Annotated in this window: 21 protein-coding genes; 4 read left to right on the top strand and 17 right to left on the bottom strand. The window is 39.3% G+C overall.

All coding sequences use genetic code 11. The annotated features are described in order from the left end of the window. Positions 1 to 341 precede the first annotated feature (341 nt). Positions 342 to 557: a hypothetical protein gene (locus IGI50_RS15850; protein WP_028020781.1), complete on the top strand. Its 216-nt coding sequence runs from the start codon at positions 342 to 344 to the stop codon at positions 555 to 557. An 86-nt stretch (positions 558 to 643) separates the two neighbouring features. Beyond that, positions 644 to 1372 carry a class I SAM-dependent methyltransferase gene (locus IGI50_RS15845; protein ID WP_438777647.1) on the top strand — a complete coding sequence of 243 codons (729 nt, stop codon included), beginning with the start codon at positions 644 to 646 and terminating at the stop codon, positions 1370 to 1372. A gap of 82 nt (positions 1373 to 1454) precedes the next feature. Here the strand turns inward: IGI50_RS15845 and IGI50_RS15840 are convergent, their stop codons facing one another. From IGI50_RS15840 to IGI50_RS15820, 5 genes are all read right to left on the bottom strand, one after another. Next, positions 1455 to 2636 carry a C40 family peptidase gene (locus tag IGI50_RS15840; RefSeq protein WP_438777646.1) on the bottom strand — a complete coding sequence of 394 codons (1182 nt, stop codon included), beginning with the start codon at positions 2634 to 2636 and terminating at the stop codon, positions 1455 to 1457. A gap of 30 nt (positions 2637 to 2666) precedes the next feature. Then, complete coding sequence (locus IGI50_RS15835; RefSeq protein ID WP_438777645.1) at positions 2667 to 3650, bottom strand: peptidoglycan amidohydrolase family protein; 984 nt, start codon at positions 3648 to 3650, stop codon at positions 2667 to 2669. Then, complete coding sequence (locus IGI50_RS15830; protein ID WP_438777644.1) at positions 3647 to 3925, bottom strand: holin; 279 nt, start codon at positions 3923 to 3925, stop codon at positions 3647 to 3649. The genes IGI50_RS15835 and IGI50_RS15830 overlap by 4 nt, the downstream gene beginning before the upstream one ends. Beyond that, complete coding sequence (locus IGI50_RS15825) at positions 3918 to 4133, bottom strand: BhlA/UviB family holin-like peptide (protein ID WP_438777643.1); 216 nt, start codon at positions 4131 to 4133, stop codon at positions 3918 to 3920. Before IGI50_RS15825 ends, IGI50_RS15830 begins: the two co-directional genes overlap by 8 nt. Before the next feature lie 302 nt (positions 4134 to 4435). Continuing rightward, on the bottom strand, positions 4436 to 4825 hold the full coding sequence (locus tag IGI50_RS15820; RefSeq protein ID WP_438777642.1) for a transcriptional regulator: 390 nt from the start codon (positions 4823 to 4825) through the stop codon (positions 4436 to 4438). Positions 4826 to 5043: 218 nt separating this feature from the next. Between IGI50_RS15820 and IGI50_RS15815 the strand changes: the two genes are divergently transcribed. Continuing rightward, on the top strand, positions 5044 to 5370 hold the full coding sequence (locus IGI50_RS15815; RefSeq protein ID WP_438777641.1) for a helix-turn-helix domain-containing protein: 327 nt from the start codon (positions 5044 to 5046) through the stop codon (positions 5368 to 5370). Between the two features lie 4 nt (positions 5371 to 5374). Continuing rightward, the gene (locus IGI50_RS15810; protein WP_438777640.1) at positions 5375 to 5845 is read left to right on the top strand and encodes an ImmA/IrrE family metallo-endopeptidase; all 471 of its coding nucleotides are present in this window, start codon (positions 5375 to 5377) and stop codon (positions 5843 to 5845) included. 46 nt (positions 5846 to 5891) lie between these two features. On the opposite strand, the gene IGI50_RS15805 is transcribed toward IGI50_RS15810, so the two are convergent. From IGI50_RS15805 to IGI50_RS15750, 12 genes are all read right to left on the bottom strand, one after another. Beyond that, positions 5892 to 6125, bottom strand: a complete 234-nt coding sequence (locus IGI50_RS15805) for a hypothetical protein (protein WP_010743897.1) — start codon at positions 6123 to 6125, stop codon at positions 5892 to 5894. Between the two features lie 77 nt (positions 6126 to 6202). Then, complete coding sequence (locus IGI50_RS15800; protein WP_028020787.1) at positions 6203 to 6403, bottom strand: cold-shock protein; 201 nt, start codon at positions 6401 to 6403, stop codon at positions 6203 to 6205. Between the two features lie 346 nt (positions 6404 to 6749). After that, complete coding sequence (locus IGI50_RS15795; protein ID WP_438777639.1) at positions 6750 to 7250, bottom strand: hypothetical protein; 501 nt, start codon at positions 7248 to 7250, stop codon at positions 6750 to 6752. 69 nt (positions 7251 to 7319) lie between these two features. Further along, positions 7320 to 8087: a MurR/RpiR family transcriptional regulator gene (locus tag IGI50_RS15790; protein WP_438777637.1), complete on the bottom strand. Its 768-nt coding sequence runs from the start codon at positions 8085 to 8087 to the stop codon at positions 7320 to 7322. Between the two features lie 113 nt (positions 8088 to 8200). Further along, positions 8201 to 9538: a 6-phospho-alpha-glucosidase gene (locus IGI50_RS15785; RefSeq protein ID WP_438777636.1), complete on the bottom strand. Its 1338-nt coding sequence runs from the start codon at positions 9536 to 9538 to the stop codon at positions 8201 to 8203. Between the two features lie 33 nt (positions 9539 to 9571). Next, positions 9572 to 11125: a PTS transporter subunit EIIC gene (locus IGI50_RS15780; protein WP_438777635.1), complete on the bottom strand. Its 1554-nt coding sequence runs from the start codon at positions 11123 to 11125 to the stop codon at positions 9572 to 9574. Positions 11126 to 11610: 485 nt separating this feature from the next. Beyond that, positions 11611 to 11856 (bottom strand): GlsB/YeaQ/YmgE family stress response membrane protein, encoded by a 246-nt coding sequence (locus IGI50_RS15775; RefSeq protein ID WP_028020792.1) that lies wholly within the window; start codon positions 11854 to 11856, stop codon positions 11611 to 11613. 23 nt (positions 11857 to 11879) lie between these two features. Beyond that, complete coding sequence (locus IGI50_RS15770; RefSeq protein WP_438777634.1) at positions 11880 to 12458, bottom strand: Asp23/Gls24 family envelope stress response protein; 579 nt, start codon at positions 12456 to 12458, stop codon at positions 11880 to 11882. Positions 12459 to 12471: 13 nt separating this feature from the next. Then, positions 12472 to 12669, bottom strand: coding sequence for a DUF2273 domain-containing protein (locus IGI50_RS15765; RefSeq protein WP_028020794.1), 198 nt, complete (start codon positions 12667 to 12669; stop codon positions 12472 to 12474). Positions 12670 to 12724: 55 nt separating this feature from the next. Continuing rightward, positions 12725 to 13300, bottom strand: coding sequence for an alkaline shock response membrane anchor protein AmaP (gene amaP, locus IGI50_RS15760; RefSeq protein ID WP_028020795.1), 576 nt, complete (start codon positions 13298 to 13300; stop codon positions 12725 to 12727). Positions 13301 to 13831: 531 nt separating this feature from the next. After that, the gene (locus tag IGI50_RS15755) at positions 13832 to 16198 is read right to left on the bottom strand and encodes an FtsX-like permease family protein (protein WP_438777633.1); all 2367 of its coding nucleotides are present in this window, start codon (positions 16196 to 16198) and stop codon (positions 13832 to 13834) included. Continuing rightward, positions 16179 to 16886, bottom strand: coding sequence for an ABC transporter ATP-binding protein (locus IGI50_RS15750; protein WP_438777631.1), 708 nt, complete (start codon positions 16884 to 16886; stop codon positions 16179 to 16181). Before IGI50_RS15750 ends, IGI50_RS15755 begins: the two co-directional genes overlap by 20 nt. Positions 16887 to 17042: the final 156 nt, after the last annotated feature.

Below are 17042 nucleotides of genomic sequence, written 5' to 3'. Positions count from 1 at the left end.
TTTTCTTGTATCTCTTTTGCCAATCCGTTAAGGTTACAGTAGTTCATTTGTTTATCCGAGTTCCTTCCCAGGACTCCGGCCGTCGTTGCCCTGCGACGGCCTTTTTTTGAGCAAAAAAGTTGCAAAGAAAGCCTTTTCCAATTATAGTTATAAGCGGGTATTACCCATCCTTTATAGAATTTGTTTTTTCACTTGCGGACCGTTGCCTTTTGGGGCCGGTCTTTTTTTGTTTAGTATCGACGCCTAAAAATACCCTACTTTCTATTGAAATCCTTCTTTTTCTCTAGCTTTTGTGTGTTAAACTAGGTATGTTGACACACAGTGCAATTGGAGGAAAGGACATGTATAAAGCCAACTTAAAGAATATCCTCACCCGCAAAGAAGAGCGGACAATCGATCTTACTTTGATCCCTCAGGTGGGCGATACCTTACAATTGAAGGAACCAGAGAAATTTTTGCTGGTCCATGGGATTACTCATATTATTGAAAGCGAGTCCATCCAATTTGAGATTTTTGTCGAACCAATCGACCGCACTTATTGGATGAACGAAATTTAGAAAGCGAGGAATAAAAAATGATTGCACACAAAAGAGATGGACTCCATGTAGTTTAAGATCATTAAAAATTACATGGAGGAATTACGATGACTAATATTTATGATAATGAGAAATTTTTTGAAAGCTACAGCCAAATGAATCGCAGCCAGCAGGGACTAGATGGTGCCGGTGAGTGGCAGACATTAAAAGCGCTGCTGCCTGATTTTGAAGGAAAGCGGGTATTGGATCTTGGCTGCGGCTATGGATGGCATTGCCTTTATGCCGCTGAGCATGGGGCTGCCTCTGTAGTAGGCGTAGATCTATCTGAAAAAATGCTCGCCGTGGCTCGTGAAAAGAATACTTTCGATACTATTACTTATCTTCATGCCAGTATTGATGAAGTCACCTTTGAACCGGAAAGTTTTGATGTTGTGATCAGCTCACTAGCGATTCATTATATTGCCAATTTTGAAAAGCTCACAAAAAACATTGCGAAATGGTTAGTCCCAAGCGGACAATTAGTTTTTTCAGTCGAGCATCCAATCTTTACTGCTGAAGGTTCACAAGATTGGGTTTATGATGAAAACGGTACTATCCTGCATTTCCCTGTCGATAATTATTTTTACGGAGGACAGCGAACTGCGCATTTTCTCGGCAGCGATGTGACAAAATACCATCGCACGCTGACCAGTTATTTGGATAATCTGTTAACCAATGGCTTTCAAATCAAGCGCATCGTTGAGCCGATGCCCTCTGAAAATATGATGGACATCCCAGGGATGAAAGACGAAATGCGGCGGCCAATGATGCTGATTGTTGCGGCGGAAAAAAGTTAAATCTTATTTTAACAATGATTCTTTTAAAAGAGGACTGCATCTCACTTTAACATTAGTGAAATTCAGTCCTCTCTTTTTTATATTACTTAATTGTTAACCCTTTTTTATCAACCCAGCCTTTCAAATCTGGACTGAACACATAAGATCCTGAATCCTGTGTAAGTTTGATAGCTTTACCCGACATTGATTTGGTTGTTCCCAGTTTTACATATCCTTTTTGTCCCCATGGCAAAGTATCAATCTCTTTTTCAGTAGTATTGATAACTGCATTTTTTTCAATTTCAGTCACTACAAGTTTTTTAGTAGTAATCGTATTACTATTTTCTACAGAATCCACCTGATTAATTAAACTTTGATTGAATGCTTTTTTGTCAATCCATCCTAATGATGCAACATAATAATAGGAACCATTTCTCGCAGATACAACTACTTGTTTTCCTATATAATCTTTGGTATACCCAAGAACTGGCACACCGTTAAACCAAGGAAGAGGATTGATTTGATAGCCTCCATTTTCAATTTTACCTGAACAATTAGTCTTTACGACTTCTACCATTCCTTTTTTGTCTACCCAACCTTTTAGATCTGGCGTATACGCGTAGGAACCTGTTTCTTGTGTTAATTGAACTACTTTACCTTGAATGGATTTTGTAGTACCTAATTTTCCATATCCTTTTTTCCCCCAAGGCAAAGTATCGATCTCTTTTTCAATTTGATTGATCATGACTGTTCTGCCAATTTCAGTAAATTCCATCTGTTTCAATACTGGTGCATCACTTAGTAATCTTCGCGCAAAACTTGGATAGAAATATTTAATATCTACAGTTGTCACGTTTTGCCCTGGTTGAGGTGCATGGATCATCTGGTTACTTCCAATGTAGATACCTACATGATAAGTATTTCCTCGAGTCCCATAAAATAGTAAATCACCTGGAAGCAGAGAACCTAAACTGGCTTCTTTTCCATATGTTTCTTGGTTAAATGTTCCCATGGGAAGTTCAATATTTACTGCTTGTTTATAAACATATTTGACTAAACCACCGCAGTCAAATGATCCTGGTCCTGAAGCTCCCCAAACATAAGGTTTTCCTAATTGCTCTTTTGCTTTGTTCACTACTTTTGTTTGGTCACTCGTCATAGCTGCACGCGTTACGGTTAAAGTTTGCATCTCCTCAGAAGAAACTTTAGGAATGGTCATAATTTGCTCGAATTGTTCTTCTGTAAAACCTGCTTTTAACGCTTGTGTTTTTTCTGTATTTTCCATAATAACTCCTCTTTTCTTATATAAATTTGTTTAATACTTAAAAGTTTTTATATGATCGCTAGGGATATTTACCTTATTTCCTTCCACTTGAATCTCCCTTAATACAATCCGAATATCCTCATTAGTAAAACCTTCGCCACGAATTCTGACATCCCACGAGCCATAGCTATTCTCTTCTCCATAAACTTGATCCGATAACAAAATATCTTTCAAAAAACTACGCATATGAGGGAGCATCTTATCTGATTGTTTCTGAGTTAAATTGCGTGCTTCAATCCTGTTCCATTCTTTATCTCCATCAACAATCGCAATATTTTCTTGCATATATTCCGGACAGAAAGTTGCTAATTCTTGCTTCATGCGATTAATTGTATGGTCGCTTTTCCAGGCACTGTTTACAATTATTACCAATGTAAAACGGTTATCTCTTTGTCTCTTTGACTGAACTTGTTCACGCAATAATATTCCTGAATACCTGTTTTGTAACCATGAAACCATCATTTGAGCTTGGCTAAAATTAATGTTATCAATGGCGATACCATTGCTGCTATCTGAAGTAGCTGAATTTGCAAATGGTAAATTTTTAATTTCCAATCGATAAACATACCATCCCATTGTGTATGGCATCTCAGTTTCACTATTTAGCGAAATACCGTTTGCGTTATAGTTGCAATGGATTACTTTTTTTTCATCTATGGCCATAACTATATGTCCTGCTGCTCCACCTGAAGAGCCTTTAAGACCAAAAATTATCACATCGCCGCGCTTCATATTCCATGTCGTATTTTGAGCAATACAGCTAAAATCATTTTGAACAAGCCACTCGTGCATAGAATCCGTATTTAATATCCAACCAGCATCACTAGCACCAGCTTTTCGCAAAGAACTATAAATTGCTCCTGAGCAATCTGCTGTTCCATCTATACCAACTCGACTTCCTTCCATAGAATAAGTAACCTTTTTTTCCATTAATTCATTCATAGCTCCAATTGCCCTATCGATATCAACGCTCATAATCTCTCTTCACTTCTCAAACTATACTTATTGGTCGCGTCATACAGCCCACATGCCATACCTCCTGCAACCAGTCCACCTAATGCCAATTCTCCTATTGATTGATTAAAAAGAAATGCCATAGCCACGCCCAAAGTCGCTCCCAATGCTAGCGATACAATCGGCAAATAGCGTGTCTCCAATAAGCGTGTCTGCTTTACAGCTTCCGTGATAATCATCATGATTGGTGAAAAACTAACTCCTGTCGCCAAAATATGTGTCAAAACCTTATCCATGTTCTCCTATCCTCTCATTAATATGATTGACCGTTGTCTCAATTCTCTCTACTTGCTTGAGTGATTCCGTCAACTCGTCGATCGTTTGTAAATAGCGTTCTTCTCGCGCATTGTTTTGTTTCATCACCCATACTAAGAGAAAGACAAAAAGCACTGGAAATCCGATGCTTTCAGGATTATTGAGAAACGTTGAAATAAAATCATCCATGCTTCACCAGCTTTCCTAAAATTATTCTGTTTTCTTGTTCATTACTTCTTGATCATTCAGAAGAACAATTGAATCTATACGTGATTTCGAAATTCTCTATCCACACTGAAAACGCGCCATTTAACACCTGAAAATAGAAAAACTGTCTACCAAAAATCCTTCCGAACCCTTAAAATTACTGCTTCCTACTTACCTCAAGCGATTACTTATGCCTTCGTTTCTTCATACATTTCATCCCTTCCTGTTTGATCTATCTAAACTATATACGAACTTATGTTCGATTTGTTGCCAAAAAAAAGACATCAAATTCCTAGATGTTCAGCTAGCTCTTCGAAAAAGGCATCACGCAAGCGAATCACTTGCCGCTTGCTTAAAAAGACTTGATCTGCGACTAAGTCGAGCGTTCCTTTTTGCTTATTGGACATATACAAGCGTTCGATGATTTCTCTTGTTTCTTCAGTTGCCGTCTCTAAACACATTGAAATGATCTTTTGGTTTCGCTCTAAATTAATCAGCTGACGGTCTAAAGAGATAGAAATCAACAGCTTTTTATCTTTGATCCCTTTATTTGAGTGTTGATGGGTCTCTTTACTATGGAAAAGCAGTTTTTCTTTTCTTTCTAAATAATAATCTTCCATTTTAGGATAATCCTGCAAAATGCCTTTTAAATAATCCTTCTTCCATTTTTCCATGGTCTTTCCTCCTTAAAATAACTATTACTTGAAGTATCAGAGAAATAGTAAATTATTTTTAATACTAAATTTTCTCTGAACCGACGTAAAATTCTTTTTTGTAGATTAATGGTAATACATTACGCGTACTATGTAAATCATTTTGTCGACATATCGTCTGTTTTTTATAGAAAATCTACGACATTTCGTGGTACTATAGGGAAGAAGGGAGTGGGACTATGTTTGCACAACAATTAAAAAAATTAAGAAAAAGAACACCTCACCTAACTCAGATGGACATGGCTAAAGAATTAGGGATCGCTAAAACGACTTACGCTTCCTATGAACAAGGAAAACGAACGCCCGATATAGAGATGCAAAATAGGATCGCTGATTTTTTTAATGTGACTTTAGATTACTTGCACGGACGAGAACAAAAGTCTTCTTTTTCCACCAAACAGATGACTGTCGCGGCTCATATTGATGATGAAGTGACTGAGGAACAAATGGAAGATATTTTGAACTATATTGATTTTATTAAGCAGAAACACGCAAAGAAGGATTGATTGGATGGATAAAGCAGAAAAATTAATGGCTCATTTTCCAGGAATCAATTATATTTTTGATCCAGCTATGCCAGATGGTCAAAAAGGATTGTATATCGACAACCATGTCTATCTGAATCCACGCCAAACCTCTGAAGAATTGACCGATACAGTCGCGGAGGAGATCGCCCACTACTTGACTAGTTCCGGTGATATTACCCCCCAGGATACCAAGGAAAAACGCAAACAAGAACAAAAAGCCCGTGATGTCGGAGCAACTTTGGTGGTATCGCCGCAGGACATCATTGACTGTTATAAAGAACGTTTCTCTACCGTTTGGGAATGCGCCGATTATTTGGGGATCAATAAGGATTCCTTTGAGCATGCCGTGAAAGTCTATGCCCGGATGTATGAGGATGGATTATCCTATAAAAATTATCGCATTCTTTTCCGAGGAAATGGCACCATCGGAGTCATCGAATTTTTTGACGATTAAAAACGACCTTAGCTTATTCGCTAAGGTCGTTGTTTTATCCGCTGATTTAAAAATTATTTTCAGGATCGACTAGTTCCCCATAACTAACAACCGTTGTAAAATCAATGAAATCTTCTGTTTCACTTTTGATGATTTTAACGATCGCTGAATTGTTTAATTTATTCTTCACAATTCCTAGTTGTGTTTCCTTTTTATATTCGAAATATACTTCTTGTCCAATTGAGAAGCGCTCCCCTAAAAATGAGGGCTTTGGAGATTTGAATCCATAGGTGTTCGCCATTTGAATATCCTCCTTCAAATATTATAAAAAAAGAAGATCGTTTCCGATCTTCTTAGTCATCCGTCGATAAACAATTATTAGTCTTTAACGATGTTTGAAGCTTGTAAGCCGCGTTGGCCTTCTTCAACGTCAAACGTTACTGCTTGACCTTCGTCTAAAGATTTGAATCCGTCTCCTTGGATTGCTGAGAAATGTGCGAAAACATCATTTCCGTCTTCTCCAGTGATGAAACCAAAACCTTTGTCTGCATTAAACCATTTTACTGTACCTTTATTCATAGAAAGTACCTCCAATTACACATCAACTGTGTTTATTTTGTAATAAAAAATGACGTGTAAGAAAAAGTATCTTAAATTATCTAGATAACTACCTAGTCACATATCAAAGTATTACTTAATTACCATAACATGAATAAATCCTAAAAGCAAAAAAACATGAACATTTCTGCAAAACAATCCATATAATATTAAGTTTTGATTCTTTTCCTTAATAACTCCATTTAAATCTTGTATTCTACTTTGTTTTCAGGACAAAAAAAGAACTTTCACGGTTTTATTCCTCATTTACTAAAAACGAACAATCCCTTTAGACAGAAAAAGCATGCAGCGGACTGCATGCTTTTTTCTATTCAGCCGTTTCTGCATAGAAGCCAATGCCTTCTGAACGCCAGCCAACTCGAACAAGATGATCCCGTTCATTCGAATTCGGCGTGTAGTGATGGGCACCTGCTTTTGCGTTTGGATTATATAACCGATAAATAGGCACTCGTGGGTGATTAGAGAAAGCGGACACAAAAGCAACACCCTCATCTCTCCACCCGACACTTACTAAGTGTGCCGCTTCATAGCTGTTCATCGTATAATGATGATCCCCGGCATTTGGATTGTACAGTCGATAGACAGGCGCTCCTGTATGAAAATTCGGCGCAAACCAGCCAATCTGTTCCTCGCGCCAGCCAACACTTCGTAAATGCCTTGCCTCTGACAAATCAGGCGTATAAAAATGTTCACCAGAATTCGGGTTATACAACCGATAGACAGCAACACTTGCGGAAGCTTCAAGAGAAAAACCAAAAAGTAACAAACAAGTGAAAAAGAGTCCAACAACGCGAGCTATTTTCTTCATTCCAAACGCCTCCTTTCTTTCATTATAGAGGGTTATCTCTTGCGATTAAAGACAATCCTGTGAACACGGTTACTTTTTATTCCGACAATAATCCACATAGCCAAAAGCAAAGGCCTCAATCAATAAGAAAAATGAGGAGGCAGTCTGCAACCACCAGTCTGTCGGGTTCGGGCTGCGACTACTTGAGGCATACAGCGAAAAATCTGCTCTGCCAGACAATAAATTATTTTGCATAGTTGTAATCGAGACAATCGTCGAACGATAGGTGGAAAGAACATTTAACACATTAAAGAGATGTTGATTCTCTCCAGATAATGACAAAACAAAAATCAAATCGTCTTCATTGATGCTTTCCATGATCCGTTTGAATTCATTGGATTGAGAGGACGCCGGGATCATTTGCGCGGGTTTCCCGATTAGCAACAATAATCGCTGCAATTCTGCCGCCTGGTTTTGCTGGGTGACACCGGTTCCTAATAGATAGACGTTTCGACTGTTTTCCAGCGCCTTATAAATGTTTTCCCAGTTGTTTGTTTTGAGATAATTGATTGTCCGTTCCGCATCAGAAAAAATACGAGTTTTGAAGCTCGTCTCCTTTTGTGCATCACTGGGGTTATTCTGCCACTTTAAAAAATTCCGCAGCTCGCTAAACCCAGTGAAGCCCAGCTTTTGCGTAAAACGAATCACGGATGATTTTGAAGAATGACATATTTTCGCGAAATCATTGGTTCCCATTGTCGCCATTTCTTTTGGATGTGCATGGATGTATTTCACCATTTGGAGATCCACTTCATTTAATGCCTCATAATGTTGATTGACAATATCAGAAAAAAGCATAGCCAGCCTCCTTACTCTTTCATCTTATTTTATCCTAAAACGAATGCAGCGTGTTCCCTATAGAAAAAAAGTATGAACGATCGTTGCCAACCATTCATACCTTCATTGCAGATTTACTTTAATTCTGGCCACCAGTCGCCATTTGCTTCAATCATTTCATCTAAAATCTCTTTTGCCACTGCCGCAGAAGGAACAGTTTTAGATAGTGTCATCGCCTGCCAAAGCTTTTGATACGACCTTTGCTCAAAGGCATCCACGACTAATTTTTCAACCGCTACCTGCTGTTCGATCATTCCTTTTTGGAAATGGGGGATTTTCCCCATACATAACGGCTCGTAACCGCGCTTGCTGACAATGCAGGGAACCTCTACCATCGCATCATCAGATAAATTGGCGATCGCCCCTTCATTTTTAACGATGAGAAGCATCCGTTCATAAGTATTGTAGGCTAACGCTCCGGCCAGTTGGACGATAAATTCAGCATGTTCACCTGCTTCGATCGTTGTATCCTCAGCTGTTTGCGCCGCAGCGATTCGCTCGCATTCCGCAAACACATTTTTCTCGCGATTATCCATCACTTCATTGGCGCGAGTATAGTTTGGATCGGCATGAGCCACCACGTAATCAGGGTATAGGTAATATTTTAAATACGTATTTGGAACAGTCAGCGGATCAACTGCGTAAACATCCTTGGCTTTTTGGAAGGTATCCATCCAGCTGTTTTCCTCTAGTAATGGGTTGCCTTCTCCCTTGGCAGCGGCATAGCCATATTTTGCTACATGCTCCTTCAATTTCGGCATAAGATCGTTGCCCTGTTTGTCGGTCATTTCTGTCCACCAGCCAAAATGATTCAATCCATAATAACGATCGACAATGTCGCTTTCACTTTCTAAGCCGACAATATCCGCGATGGACTTCTTGATTGCAACAGGCATGTCGCAGATATTGATAATCTTTGCCTCTGGACGCATTCTACGTGTCGCTTCCGCTACAATCGCTGCTGGATTCGAATAGTTGAGCATCCAAGCTTCTGGCGAATACTTTTCCATGTAGTCGATCAATTCCACCACTCCTGGAATCGAGCGCATCCCGTAAGCCATTCCTCCAGGCCCGCAGGTTTCTTGGCCAACAACCCCATGCCTCAAAGGGATCTTCTCATCTTGTTCACGCATTGCAAGGCCACCCACTCGAATGTGGGCCATCACAAAATCAACGTCGGTGAAGGCTTCTTCAGGATCCGTTGTTGCTAAAAATTCGATTTCTGGCGCGCGTTCCTTTACAATCACCTCGCAGGCTTTCGCAACAATATCTTGACGTTCTTTATTATTATCGTAAAATTTTAATTTGCGCAAAGGAAACTTCTCCTGATTTTCGATAAGCATCATGACGATTCCTGCGGTATAGGTGCTTCCCCCACCTGCAATTACGACTGACTGTTTTTCCAACTTCATTCTTCTCTTCCTTTCAAATTGACTCTCTATAATTTATGATTCGCTCATACCTAATCTCTCACAGATATCTTCTTTAAATCCTTGAACCCCCATCCCGATGATGACTTGGACACTCGTTCCATTTAAAACAACACCCTTTTGCTGAGAGATTCTCTCTAATTGAGCCGAATCAACCAGCGCTTCGTCTTTCACCGTGACCCTTAATCTGGTAAAGCAATTGGAAATACTTTCTATATTTTCTCTTCCACCCAATCCAGCAACAACTAAGTCAAAGTCTGCGCTGCCATCTGCCGTAAACTCGCCATTCGTTTCATTTACTAGTACTGCTTCTTCTGATTCCTCATCTTCTCGACCCGGTGTTTTAATATTTAACTTGTTAATCAACAAGATAAACACAAAGTACCAAATGACTGACATGATGACTCCAACAAGAATCACCAAGTAAAATTTCGTGACAGAAGGGCTAAACACAGAATTAGAGACAAAGGTGTCAATCAAGCCATACAGCATATAGGTTCTGGCACCGATTCCCCACAGAATTGTTTCTGATACCGCCGTTAGTAAACTATGAACCAGCCATAGCAGCGGTGAAGCAAATAAGAAGGAGAAATCTAACGGCTCCGTGATGCCGGCTACTGCCGCAACGAACATTGACGGCAGGATCATCCCTTTCACTTCCTCTTTGCGCTGCTTTTTCGCACAGTGGATCAATGCAAGAGAAACCGCGATCGAGCCAAAGATCTTCACAAAGCCAAACGTCGCAAAGCGTAACGATGGGTCTAAGCTGGTAATTGACCCCGCATTGGCCATTTCTGCGTAAAAAATATTTGCCGCACCATTGTAAACCTGACCGCCAATTTTTGCGGTACCGCCTAACGCAGTAAAACAAAATGGCATCCATAATAAATGATGTAACCCCGTCGGAATCAAGAATCGATTACCGAACGAATAAATGAACACGCCCAACAAGCCTGTCGTCAAGATAAAGCCTGACAAGGAAGAAATCCAGCCATTCACCACCGGCCAAATGTAGCTCATTCCAATCGCTGTCACTAAAATAACCGGGATCAGAATCATGAAGGAAAAGCGTGAACCACCATAAATACTCAAGAAGTCCACAAATTCCTTATCTGAAAAGCGATTGTGAATAAACGCGACGATACAGCCAACCAACATCCCTAAAAAGACATTCATATCGACAACTTGAAAGCCTAAAACTACAGCCTGTCCTGTCCCAAAAAGACCCATATCCCCTGCTTCAGCCAATTGATTCGTCAGCGTCAGCCACGCATTGTTTGCTGCCAAAAAGAATAAAAACGCGATCAATGATATCAGAGCAGCCTCAACTTTTTTCTTTTTCGCTAGCGAAGCAGTGATTCCTACACAGAAAATCAATGCTAAATTATTTAACATGCTGTCCATCATTGTTTTGATCAGCCCGCCAAAGGTCTGCAAAACATTCGGCATGAATTCCAATTGTAAAATAACAGAAACTGCCAAGAATAGCCCCATTACCGCCATGAACTTCACTGGAACGATTACCGCTCGAGAAAAATCCTGCATCGTCTGAGAAAATTTACTTTTCATCGTTTCTCTCCATTCAATTTATTGAGTATACGTATCTCTTGACCTCAGACTACCAACATATGAAACCCGTTACAATACTCCTTCCACTCTTTGGACCCAAGTCCAAGAATAGGAACCAAAAAAGAGAAATAGCAGCTTTAATAACAAACGGAGAGAAACACTATTTTTCGTAAAAAAAAGAGCTCAATCCTTTAAAAGAATTGAGCTCAGAAGAGGAACAGTATTTAAAAAGGGACCTTACTGTTGCATACAAGAGAATGAACAAAAAAAGGAAAGCACATTTCATGCTTTCCTTCCTCCGTTGATGCTTGAACAATATACCCATTTTCTCATATAAGATAAAAATCTTCTTCGGGGGAAACACTCGGTAAACTTCACTTATTAATTACTGGGTACAAGCTTCATCAAGGAGCTGTATCTTTTCATTTAAAGGTGCTCGACTTCTGTTGATTCCTATCTTAGCGCCGTGTTCTTAATCTAGATATCTATTTAGATCTACCTAAGAAAAATGAGACGATTAGGACTAAGATGACTGCTCCAATGATTGATGGTACTAACGCCATTCCAGCCAATGAAGGTCCCCAAGAACCTAATATTGCTTGACCTAACGCTGAACCTACTAGACCAGCAATGATGTTTGCGATCCATCCCATGCTGTTTCCTTTACCTGTAATCGCTCCAGCGATTGCACCGATAACTGCTCCGATAATTAATGACCATAATAAACCCATGACAAATTCCTCCTACAATACACTTATTTTACTCGTGGTTCACGATTTTCTTCGATTTTTGCTTGCGCTTTGTTTGTGCCGCGGTTCACTGCACCTTTTGCTTTGTCTGTTTGTTTTGAAGCAAACTCACCTGTTGTCTTCGCTGCACTAGTTACTTTGTCTTGAACCGTTTCACTATCTTGTTCATACTCTTCTTCAGACTTGATATCCACGACATTGATATTTACTTCGATCACATCTAAATGTGTCATCTTTTCCACTTCATCATGGATGACTTCTTTGATACGATCCGCAATTTTTGGAATGTCTATTCCATACTCAATCACAACATCCATATCCACAGCTACTTGTTTTTTACCGACTTCTGTTTCGATACCTGTCGTTACGTTATCTGTATTGACCAATTTTTCAGCGATATTTGAGAAGAATCCGCCATCTACGGTTAATAACCCATCAATTTGTTCAATCGCTGTGCCAACGATTTTTTGAATAACCTTATCGTCATACGTTAATTCACCTTTGACTTCTGACGCTTTGTTTGGTGTTTGTCCTGATACGGCTGTTTTATCGTTTACATTTTTGTTTTGAAAATTGTTTTCCATGATACTTTTCCTCCTAATGGTTGTTTTGTTTAAAATATTCATCTAATAAATTGGTTTGCTGCAGGTAATAGCCCAGTGCTGCGCCTAATCCAGTTAATAAAACGATCAACAATGTTTTGAAAAAACCGATCGCTACCAGCAATATGGCTAAAATTAACCCTGCGATCCCGAAAATAATCGGGAGTTTGTATTGATTCATTAAATCTTTCAAGCGGCTCCCTCCTTATTCGTGTAATTGATTGCTCCCATTTGAGCGTTGCGTTGTACTATTTTACTCGTGAGTGATCGGCTGTGTTCTTGTCTTGCTCATCATCAAAAGACTTATAAGCAACATCCACTTTGATTTTTTCCTGACTACCTAGGATTTCTTGTAGTTCCTGTTGAATTTCTTTCATCAATGTTTCTGTTTTTCCGATATGGGCAGATGTGCGGTTCAATTGGCCTTTGATTTTGATCCTGATCTTATTTTTTGTCGCACGCACCTTCACATCTGGTGAAGCAACAAATCCGACATTCTGCGTTTTCGTCCGAACAAATCCTTCGATCGCTTTTCTGTCTAAGGAAAGACGTCCCTTCTCTTCTTTCAGTACAAATGTTTGTTTGACCTTTGGATAAAAGATAAGGAAAAGAATGAAAATCAGTAAGATTATTGAGAAGACTAACGCTACCCAAAATAAGTACTCGCGAAGAAAGTAATTAGATAGAGAATTTCTGATAAATTCCGTACGATGAATGCCAAACGGCAAATTCATATAAGGAGAACTGATTGCGATAACCATCAGCAGAGCTGACATCAAGATAACTGAGATGATAATCCCGATTGCTTTTATTCCACGATTCATAATTGTACACCTCCTTCATAATAGGAACTCAGTAATAAATTATGTTGCTAATGCGGATCACTTTTCTAATCTTTCTTTTAATTTCCAATATTTTATCCATATTTTTAACAGAAAATTAAAAGCTTTTTTAGTAAAAGTAAATCACCTTACATAAATCATCATAACTTGATTTATTTTATTTTTGAAATATTCAGCTCACAATATCCAAATACGCATTATTTAAGCTTACTATTTGACAATAAATCTATGATAAGTTACGGAATAATAGTTTCTCAATTATTACAATTAATATTTATGATTATTCCACTCAACCAATAAACATTAAAAAATAAATAATCTGATTAAAAAGTGTGCTGAAATCCACTATGCAGGACCTTTATTTTTAATGCACTCTTAAATACAAAAAAAACCGTCCCCTTACGAGACGTCCATTTTTTCTTTTTCAAATTTACATCGAGCCATTCTTCAGCTTCGTGAAGACTTCAAAGCGATTGCCCATTCATGCATGCTTTCTCATATACGAACAATGCATTATTCACTAATCAAACAAGCCTTGATGGTCATTTTCGCTGCTCTTGAGGCAGGCTTTTTGCTCGCTCTTCGGCCAATGATCAGGATGACAATCAGCCAGATGACGTAACTAAGAACGATATTGAAAAATGAGAGTTGGATCGGTGCCTCCAAAGTCACTTTGCTAAAATAATCGGTGCTCAACAGAATTGCTGGAATTGATAAAACAGCGGCCAATACCCAGCTTAATAACGTGATGAATAAATTTTCTGCCGTAATCAACTTAAGAATTTGTTTTCTAGTTGCGCCGAAGGATTTCATGATACCGATCTCTTTCACACGCTCCAACGTTTGAATATTCGTGGTCGAAGCAAGACCAAAACCTGAAACAACCGCGACCATAACAATAACAATCAGCAACGTTTGAAAGGTCGGCATATAGTGGCTGCTTAAAATAGAGGCGGCATCACTCTTAGTTTCACTTTGTAAAATGGAGATACCATCCTCCAGAAGCTTTTCTTCTACTTGATGAATCATCTTTACGCGCTCTCTTCTCTTTGCCTTGCTATTTAAGGTTGCTTGAAAAATCCGCTGTTGTTTACTTGTGGACACTGTCTTGTCCAAAACTTCTTGCTTCATATAGATCGTTGCACCCGTCAAATCTTTCATCACACCGCCAATAGTAAAGGTCGCTTTCTGACCTTGCATATCTAACGATACTTTATCCCCTAGCTTCACCCTCGGGTGTTTATTGATAAATCCATGACTCACAACAATCTGATCGGATTTCAAGCCGCTCAACCATTCTCCTTCCATCATATCAGGACGGATAAATTTATTTTCTTTGGGTAGCCCCATGATTGAATACGTCTTATCCTGATTATCGCCATTTGCCAAATACTTTCCGTTGATGCTGCCCCACATTTCGTAATCTTGGATTTTCTTCATTGAAGCTAATTTTTCTTTTGCTGCTGTATCTTCTTTTGAACTGGTCAAGAAGCGATATTCATAATCAAATGAATCAAGATTGGTATTCAACGTAGACTGAACTGATAGCATCGCAATCAAGACCGTGATGAAACAAATGCCGCTCATCGTCAAAGTAGCAACATTCATTACTAGACGACTTTTTTTACGAAACGCATTTCTGATAGACAGCCTGGTAGGGCGTTCGAAAAAGGACGTACCTAAAAGATTCTTTCCTTCTATATTGTCATTTGCTACACCTGAAAAGGCCTTACGGATGGTGACTTTTGTTCCCTTCGAAATACTTGGATAGATATTACCTATCGGCAATATGAGCATCAAACCAATAAAGAAGCCTGATAACAACAGTGGGACTGATTGATTAACCAAAGATAGGTTACTGATTCGAAGCAATTTCTCTGAAATCAATCGCGCTAAAAGCTGTGAAATAGGTAAAGAGATGCCGCTTGCTGCAACGATCGGCAATAGAATTATCGCCAGATAAGCCAAGACGATCTGTCGGCTTTTCGCTCCAAATGATTTTAAAATCCCCATCTGTTTTACTAATTGTGAAAAGATCGATGTGATCAAACTGCTCATGATCAGACAACTAAATGCCAGTGCGATAAAGGCAAAGGTACGAAGTAGAAACAAAGCCGTCTTATACTCTTCCAAATGCATACTCACTCCTGGTGTATCATCAATGAGAACATTCTTGATCTGATAGCCATTACTTTCCAGCATCCGCATATAGTCATTACTAACAGCAACAATGTGCTCTCGATCATAGGCATCTCCTGAAACTTTGATATCCATCCGATTTTGTGACAACCCCATTGATGAAAGAGTTTCTGGGGAAACATAGGCGTAAATGGTATTGTGCATGGTTGCCGGGTGGACACTAATATCATTAACAACACCGGAGATCGACAGTTTCTTTTCTACCTTATTAGGCAGTTGGACTGTCAATGTATCATTGATTCCTTTATCGGCAACCAGCATGGCATCCCGTTCAATCAGCATCTCATCTTTCTTTGGATTTTTCTTCCCATCCATCGCAAAGACCTTGTTAATTCTCAAGTTAGCATAATTTTCAGCTGAAAAAAGCTCGACTGTTTTCCAATTTCCTTTCGCATCTTTTCCTCTTAACTGATGAAAAGATTTCGTCTCATAGCCAGTAATTCCCTCAAATTCTTTTGTCAGTTTGATCATGCGCTCATCTACTTTGTCCACATTCAATGTAGCCGATGAGGGATTAATCGATGAATAAGTGGTCGTAATCTCGTTGGTGATAAGCTCGTTAGAAAACAGCATAGTACCAAAAGCAATCATTCCCACTAAAATCGCCAGCAACGCCAACACTGATTTCTTTCGATTGTTGAATAAATCCCGAAACGCCATCCTATACAGCAGCCAAGACATGCTCATAACCTCCAATCATCTTATCTTCAATAATATGGCCATCCTTCAAGGTAATTTTACGCGTCGCTCCGTCAATTTCTTCCCGCTCATGTGTGACCATCACAATTGTTTTTCCCTGCAAATGCAATTCACGCAATAAAGAGAAAATACTCTCTGCATTCACTGAATCTAAATTCCCCGTCGGTTCATCGGCTAAAATAAGCGGTGCATCATTGGCCAGTGAACGGGCAATCGCTACTCGCTGCTGCTCGCCGCCAGATAAGGCACTTGGTAGTTTGTCCTGATGCTTTTCCAGTCCTACCATTTCAAGCAGCGCGTAGGCCTTGGCTTCACGCTCTTCTGACGGTACAGCCCCTATCAAATCCATTGGTAATAAGAGATTCTCCATCACTGAAAGCGTCGGAATAAGCTGGAAAAATTGGAAAATTATCCCTAATTCTTTTCCCCGCCAGCTAGATAACTCCTCTTCCCTCAACGATGAGATGTGTTGGTGATTGATCACGACATTCCCTTCGGTTAATTGATCCACACCCGATAAAATATTTAATAAAGTTGATTTCCCGCTGCCTGACCGCCCGGTTAAAAGCACATATTCGCCTTGCTCAATTGTCAAAGAGATTTCCTTGAGTGCTTGCGAGGCCACCTTTCCTGTTTGATAAATCTTTGATACATTCGTCATTTCAATCATTTTGAAAACTCCTCCTTGTTTCATGTTACCTTCATTATGCCGAAGCTTTGTTTGAATCTCGTTTGAATCAAAAAAATGTTTTCAACCTTCAAATGAATTTCAAACAAACATCCCGTATACTTATATAGAAGAAAGAATTCAATGAAGGAGGTGCCA

The sequence above is a fragment of the Enterococcus sp. DIV0170 genome, assembly GCF_051710765.1.
In the GTDB taxonomy this organism is placed as follows: Bacteria; Bacillota; Bacilli; order Lactobacillales; family Enterococcaceae; genus Enterococcus_A; species Enterococcus_A raffinosus.
Note: the sequence above shows the minus strand (reverse complement) of the source record. Positions and strands in the feature narration are given on the sequence as shown.

Bases quoted from the DNA above. Each gene is read 5' to 3' on its own strand.
- IGI50_RS15850 (WP_028020781.1), top strand. From the start codon at position 342: ATGTATAAAGCCAACTTAAAGAATATCCTCACCCGCAAAGAAGAGCGG.
- IGI50_RS15845 (WP_438777647.1), top strand. From the start codon at position 644: ATGACTAATATTTATGATAATGAGAAATTTTTTGAAAGCTACAGCCAA.
- IGI50_RS15840 (WP_438777646.1), bottom strand. From the start codon at position 2,636: ATGGAAAATACAGAAAAAACACAAGCGTTAAAAGCAGGTTTTACAGAA.
- IGI50_RS15835 (WP_438777645.1), bottom strand. From the start codon at position 3,650: ATGAGCGTTGATATCGATAGGGCAATTGGAGCTATGAATGAATTAATG.
- IGI50_RS15830 (WP_438777644.1), bottom strand. From the start codon at position 3,925: ATGGATAAGGTTTTGACACATATTTTGGCGACAGGAGTTAGTTTTTCA.
- IGI50_RS15825 (WP_438777643.1), bottom strand. From the start codon at position 4,133: ATGGATGATTTTATTTCAACGTTTCTCAATAATCCTGAAAGCATCGGA.
- IGI50_RS15820 (WP_438777642.1), bottom strand. From the start codon at position 4,825: ATGGAAAAATGGAAGAAGGATTATTTAAAAGGCATTTTGCAGGATTAT.
- IGI50_RS15815 (WP_438777641.1), top strand. From the start codon at position 5,044: ATGTTTGCACAACAATTAAAAAAATTAAGAAAAAGAACACCTCACCTA.
- IGI50_RS15810 (WP_438777640.1), top strand. From the start codon at position 5,375: ATGGATAAAGCAGAAAAATTAATGGCTCATTTTCCAGGAATCAATTAT.
- IGI50_RS15805 (WP_010743897.1), bottom strand. From the start codon at position 6,125: ATGGCGAACACCTATGGATTCAAATCTCCAAAGCCCTCATTTTTAGGG.
- IGI50_RS15800 (WP_028020787.1), bottom strand. From the start codon at position 6,403: ATGAATAAAGGTACAGTAAAATGGTTTAATGCAGACAAAGGTTTTGGT.
- IGI50_RS15795 (WP_438777639.1), bottom strand. From the start codon at position 7,250: ATGAAGAAAATAGCTCGCGTTGTTGGACTCTTTTTCACTTGTTTGTTA.
- IGI50_RS15790 (WP_438777637.1), bottom strand. From the start codon at position 8,087: ATGCTTTTTTCTGATATTGTCAATCAACATTATGAGGCATTAAATGAA.
- IGI50_RS15785 (WP_438777636.1), bottom strand. From the start codon at position 9,538: ATGAAGTTGGAAAAACAGTCAGTCGTAATTGCAGGTGGGGGAAGCACC.
- IGI50_RS15780 (WP_438777635.1), bottom strand. From the start codon at position 11,125: ATGAAAAGTAAATTTTCTCAGACGATGCAGGATTTTTCTCGAGCGGTA.
- IGI50_RS15775 (WP_028020792.1), bottom strand. From the start codon at position 11,856: ATGGGTTTATTATGGTCATTAATTATCGGAGCAGTTATCGGTGCAATC.
- IGI50_RS15770 (WP_438777634.1), bottom strand. From the start codon at position 12,458: ATGGAAAACAATTTTCAAAACAAAAATGTAAACGATAAAACAGCCGTA.
- amaP (WP_028020795.1), bottom strand. From the start codon at position 13,300: ATGAATCGTGGAATAAAAGCAATCGGGATTATCATCTCAGTTATCTTG.
- IGI50_RS15755 (WP_438777633.1), bottom strand. From the start codon at position 16,198: ATGTCTTGGCTGCTGTATAGGATGGCGTTTCGGGATTTATTCAACAAT.
- IGI50_RS15750 (WP_438777631.1), bottom strand. From the start codon at position 16,886: ATGATTGAAATGACGAATGTATCAAAGATTTATCAAACAGGAAAGGTG.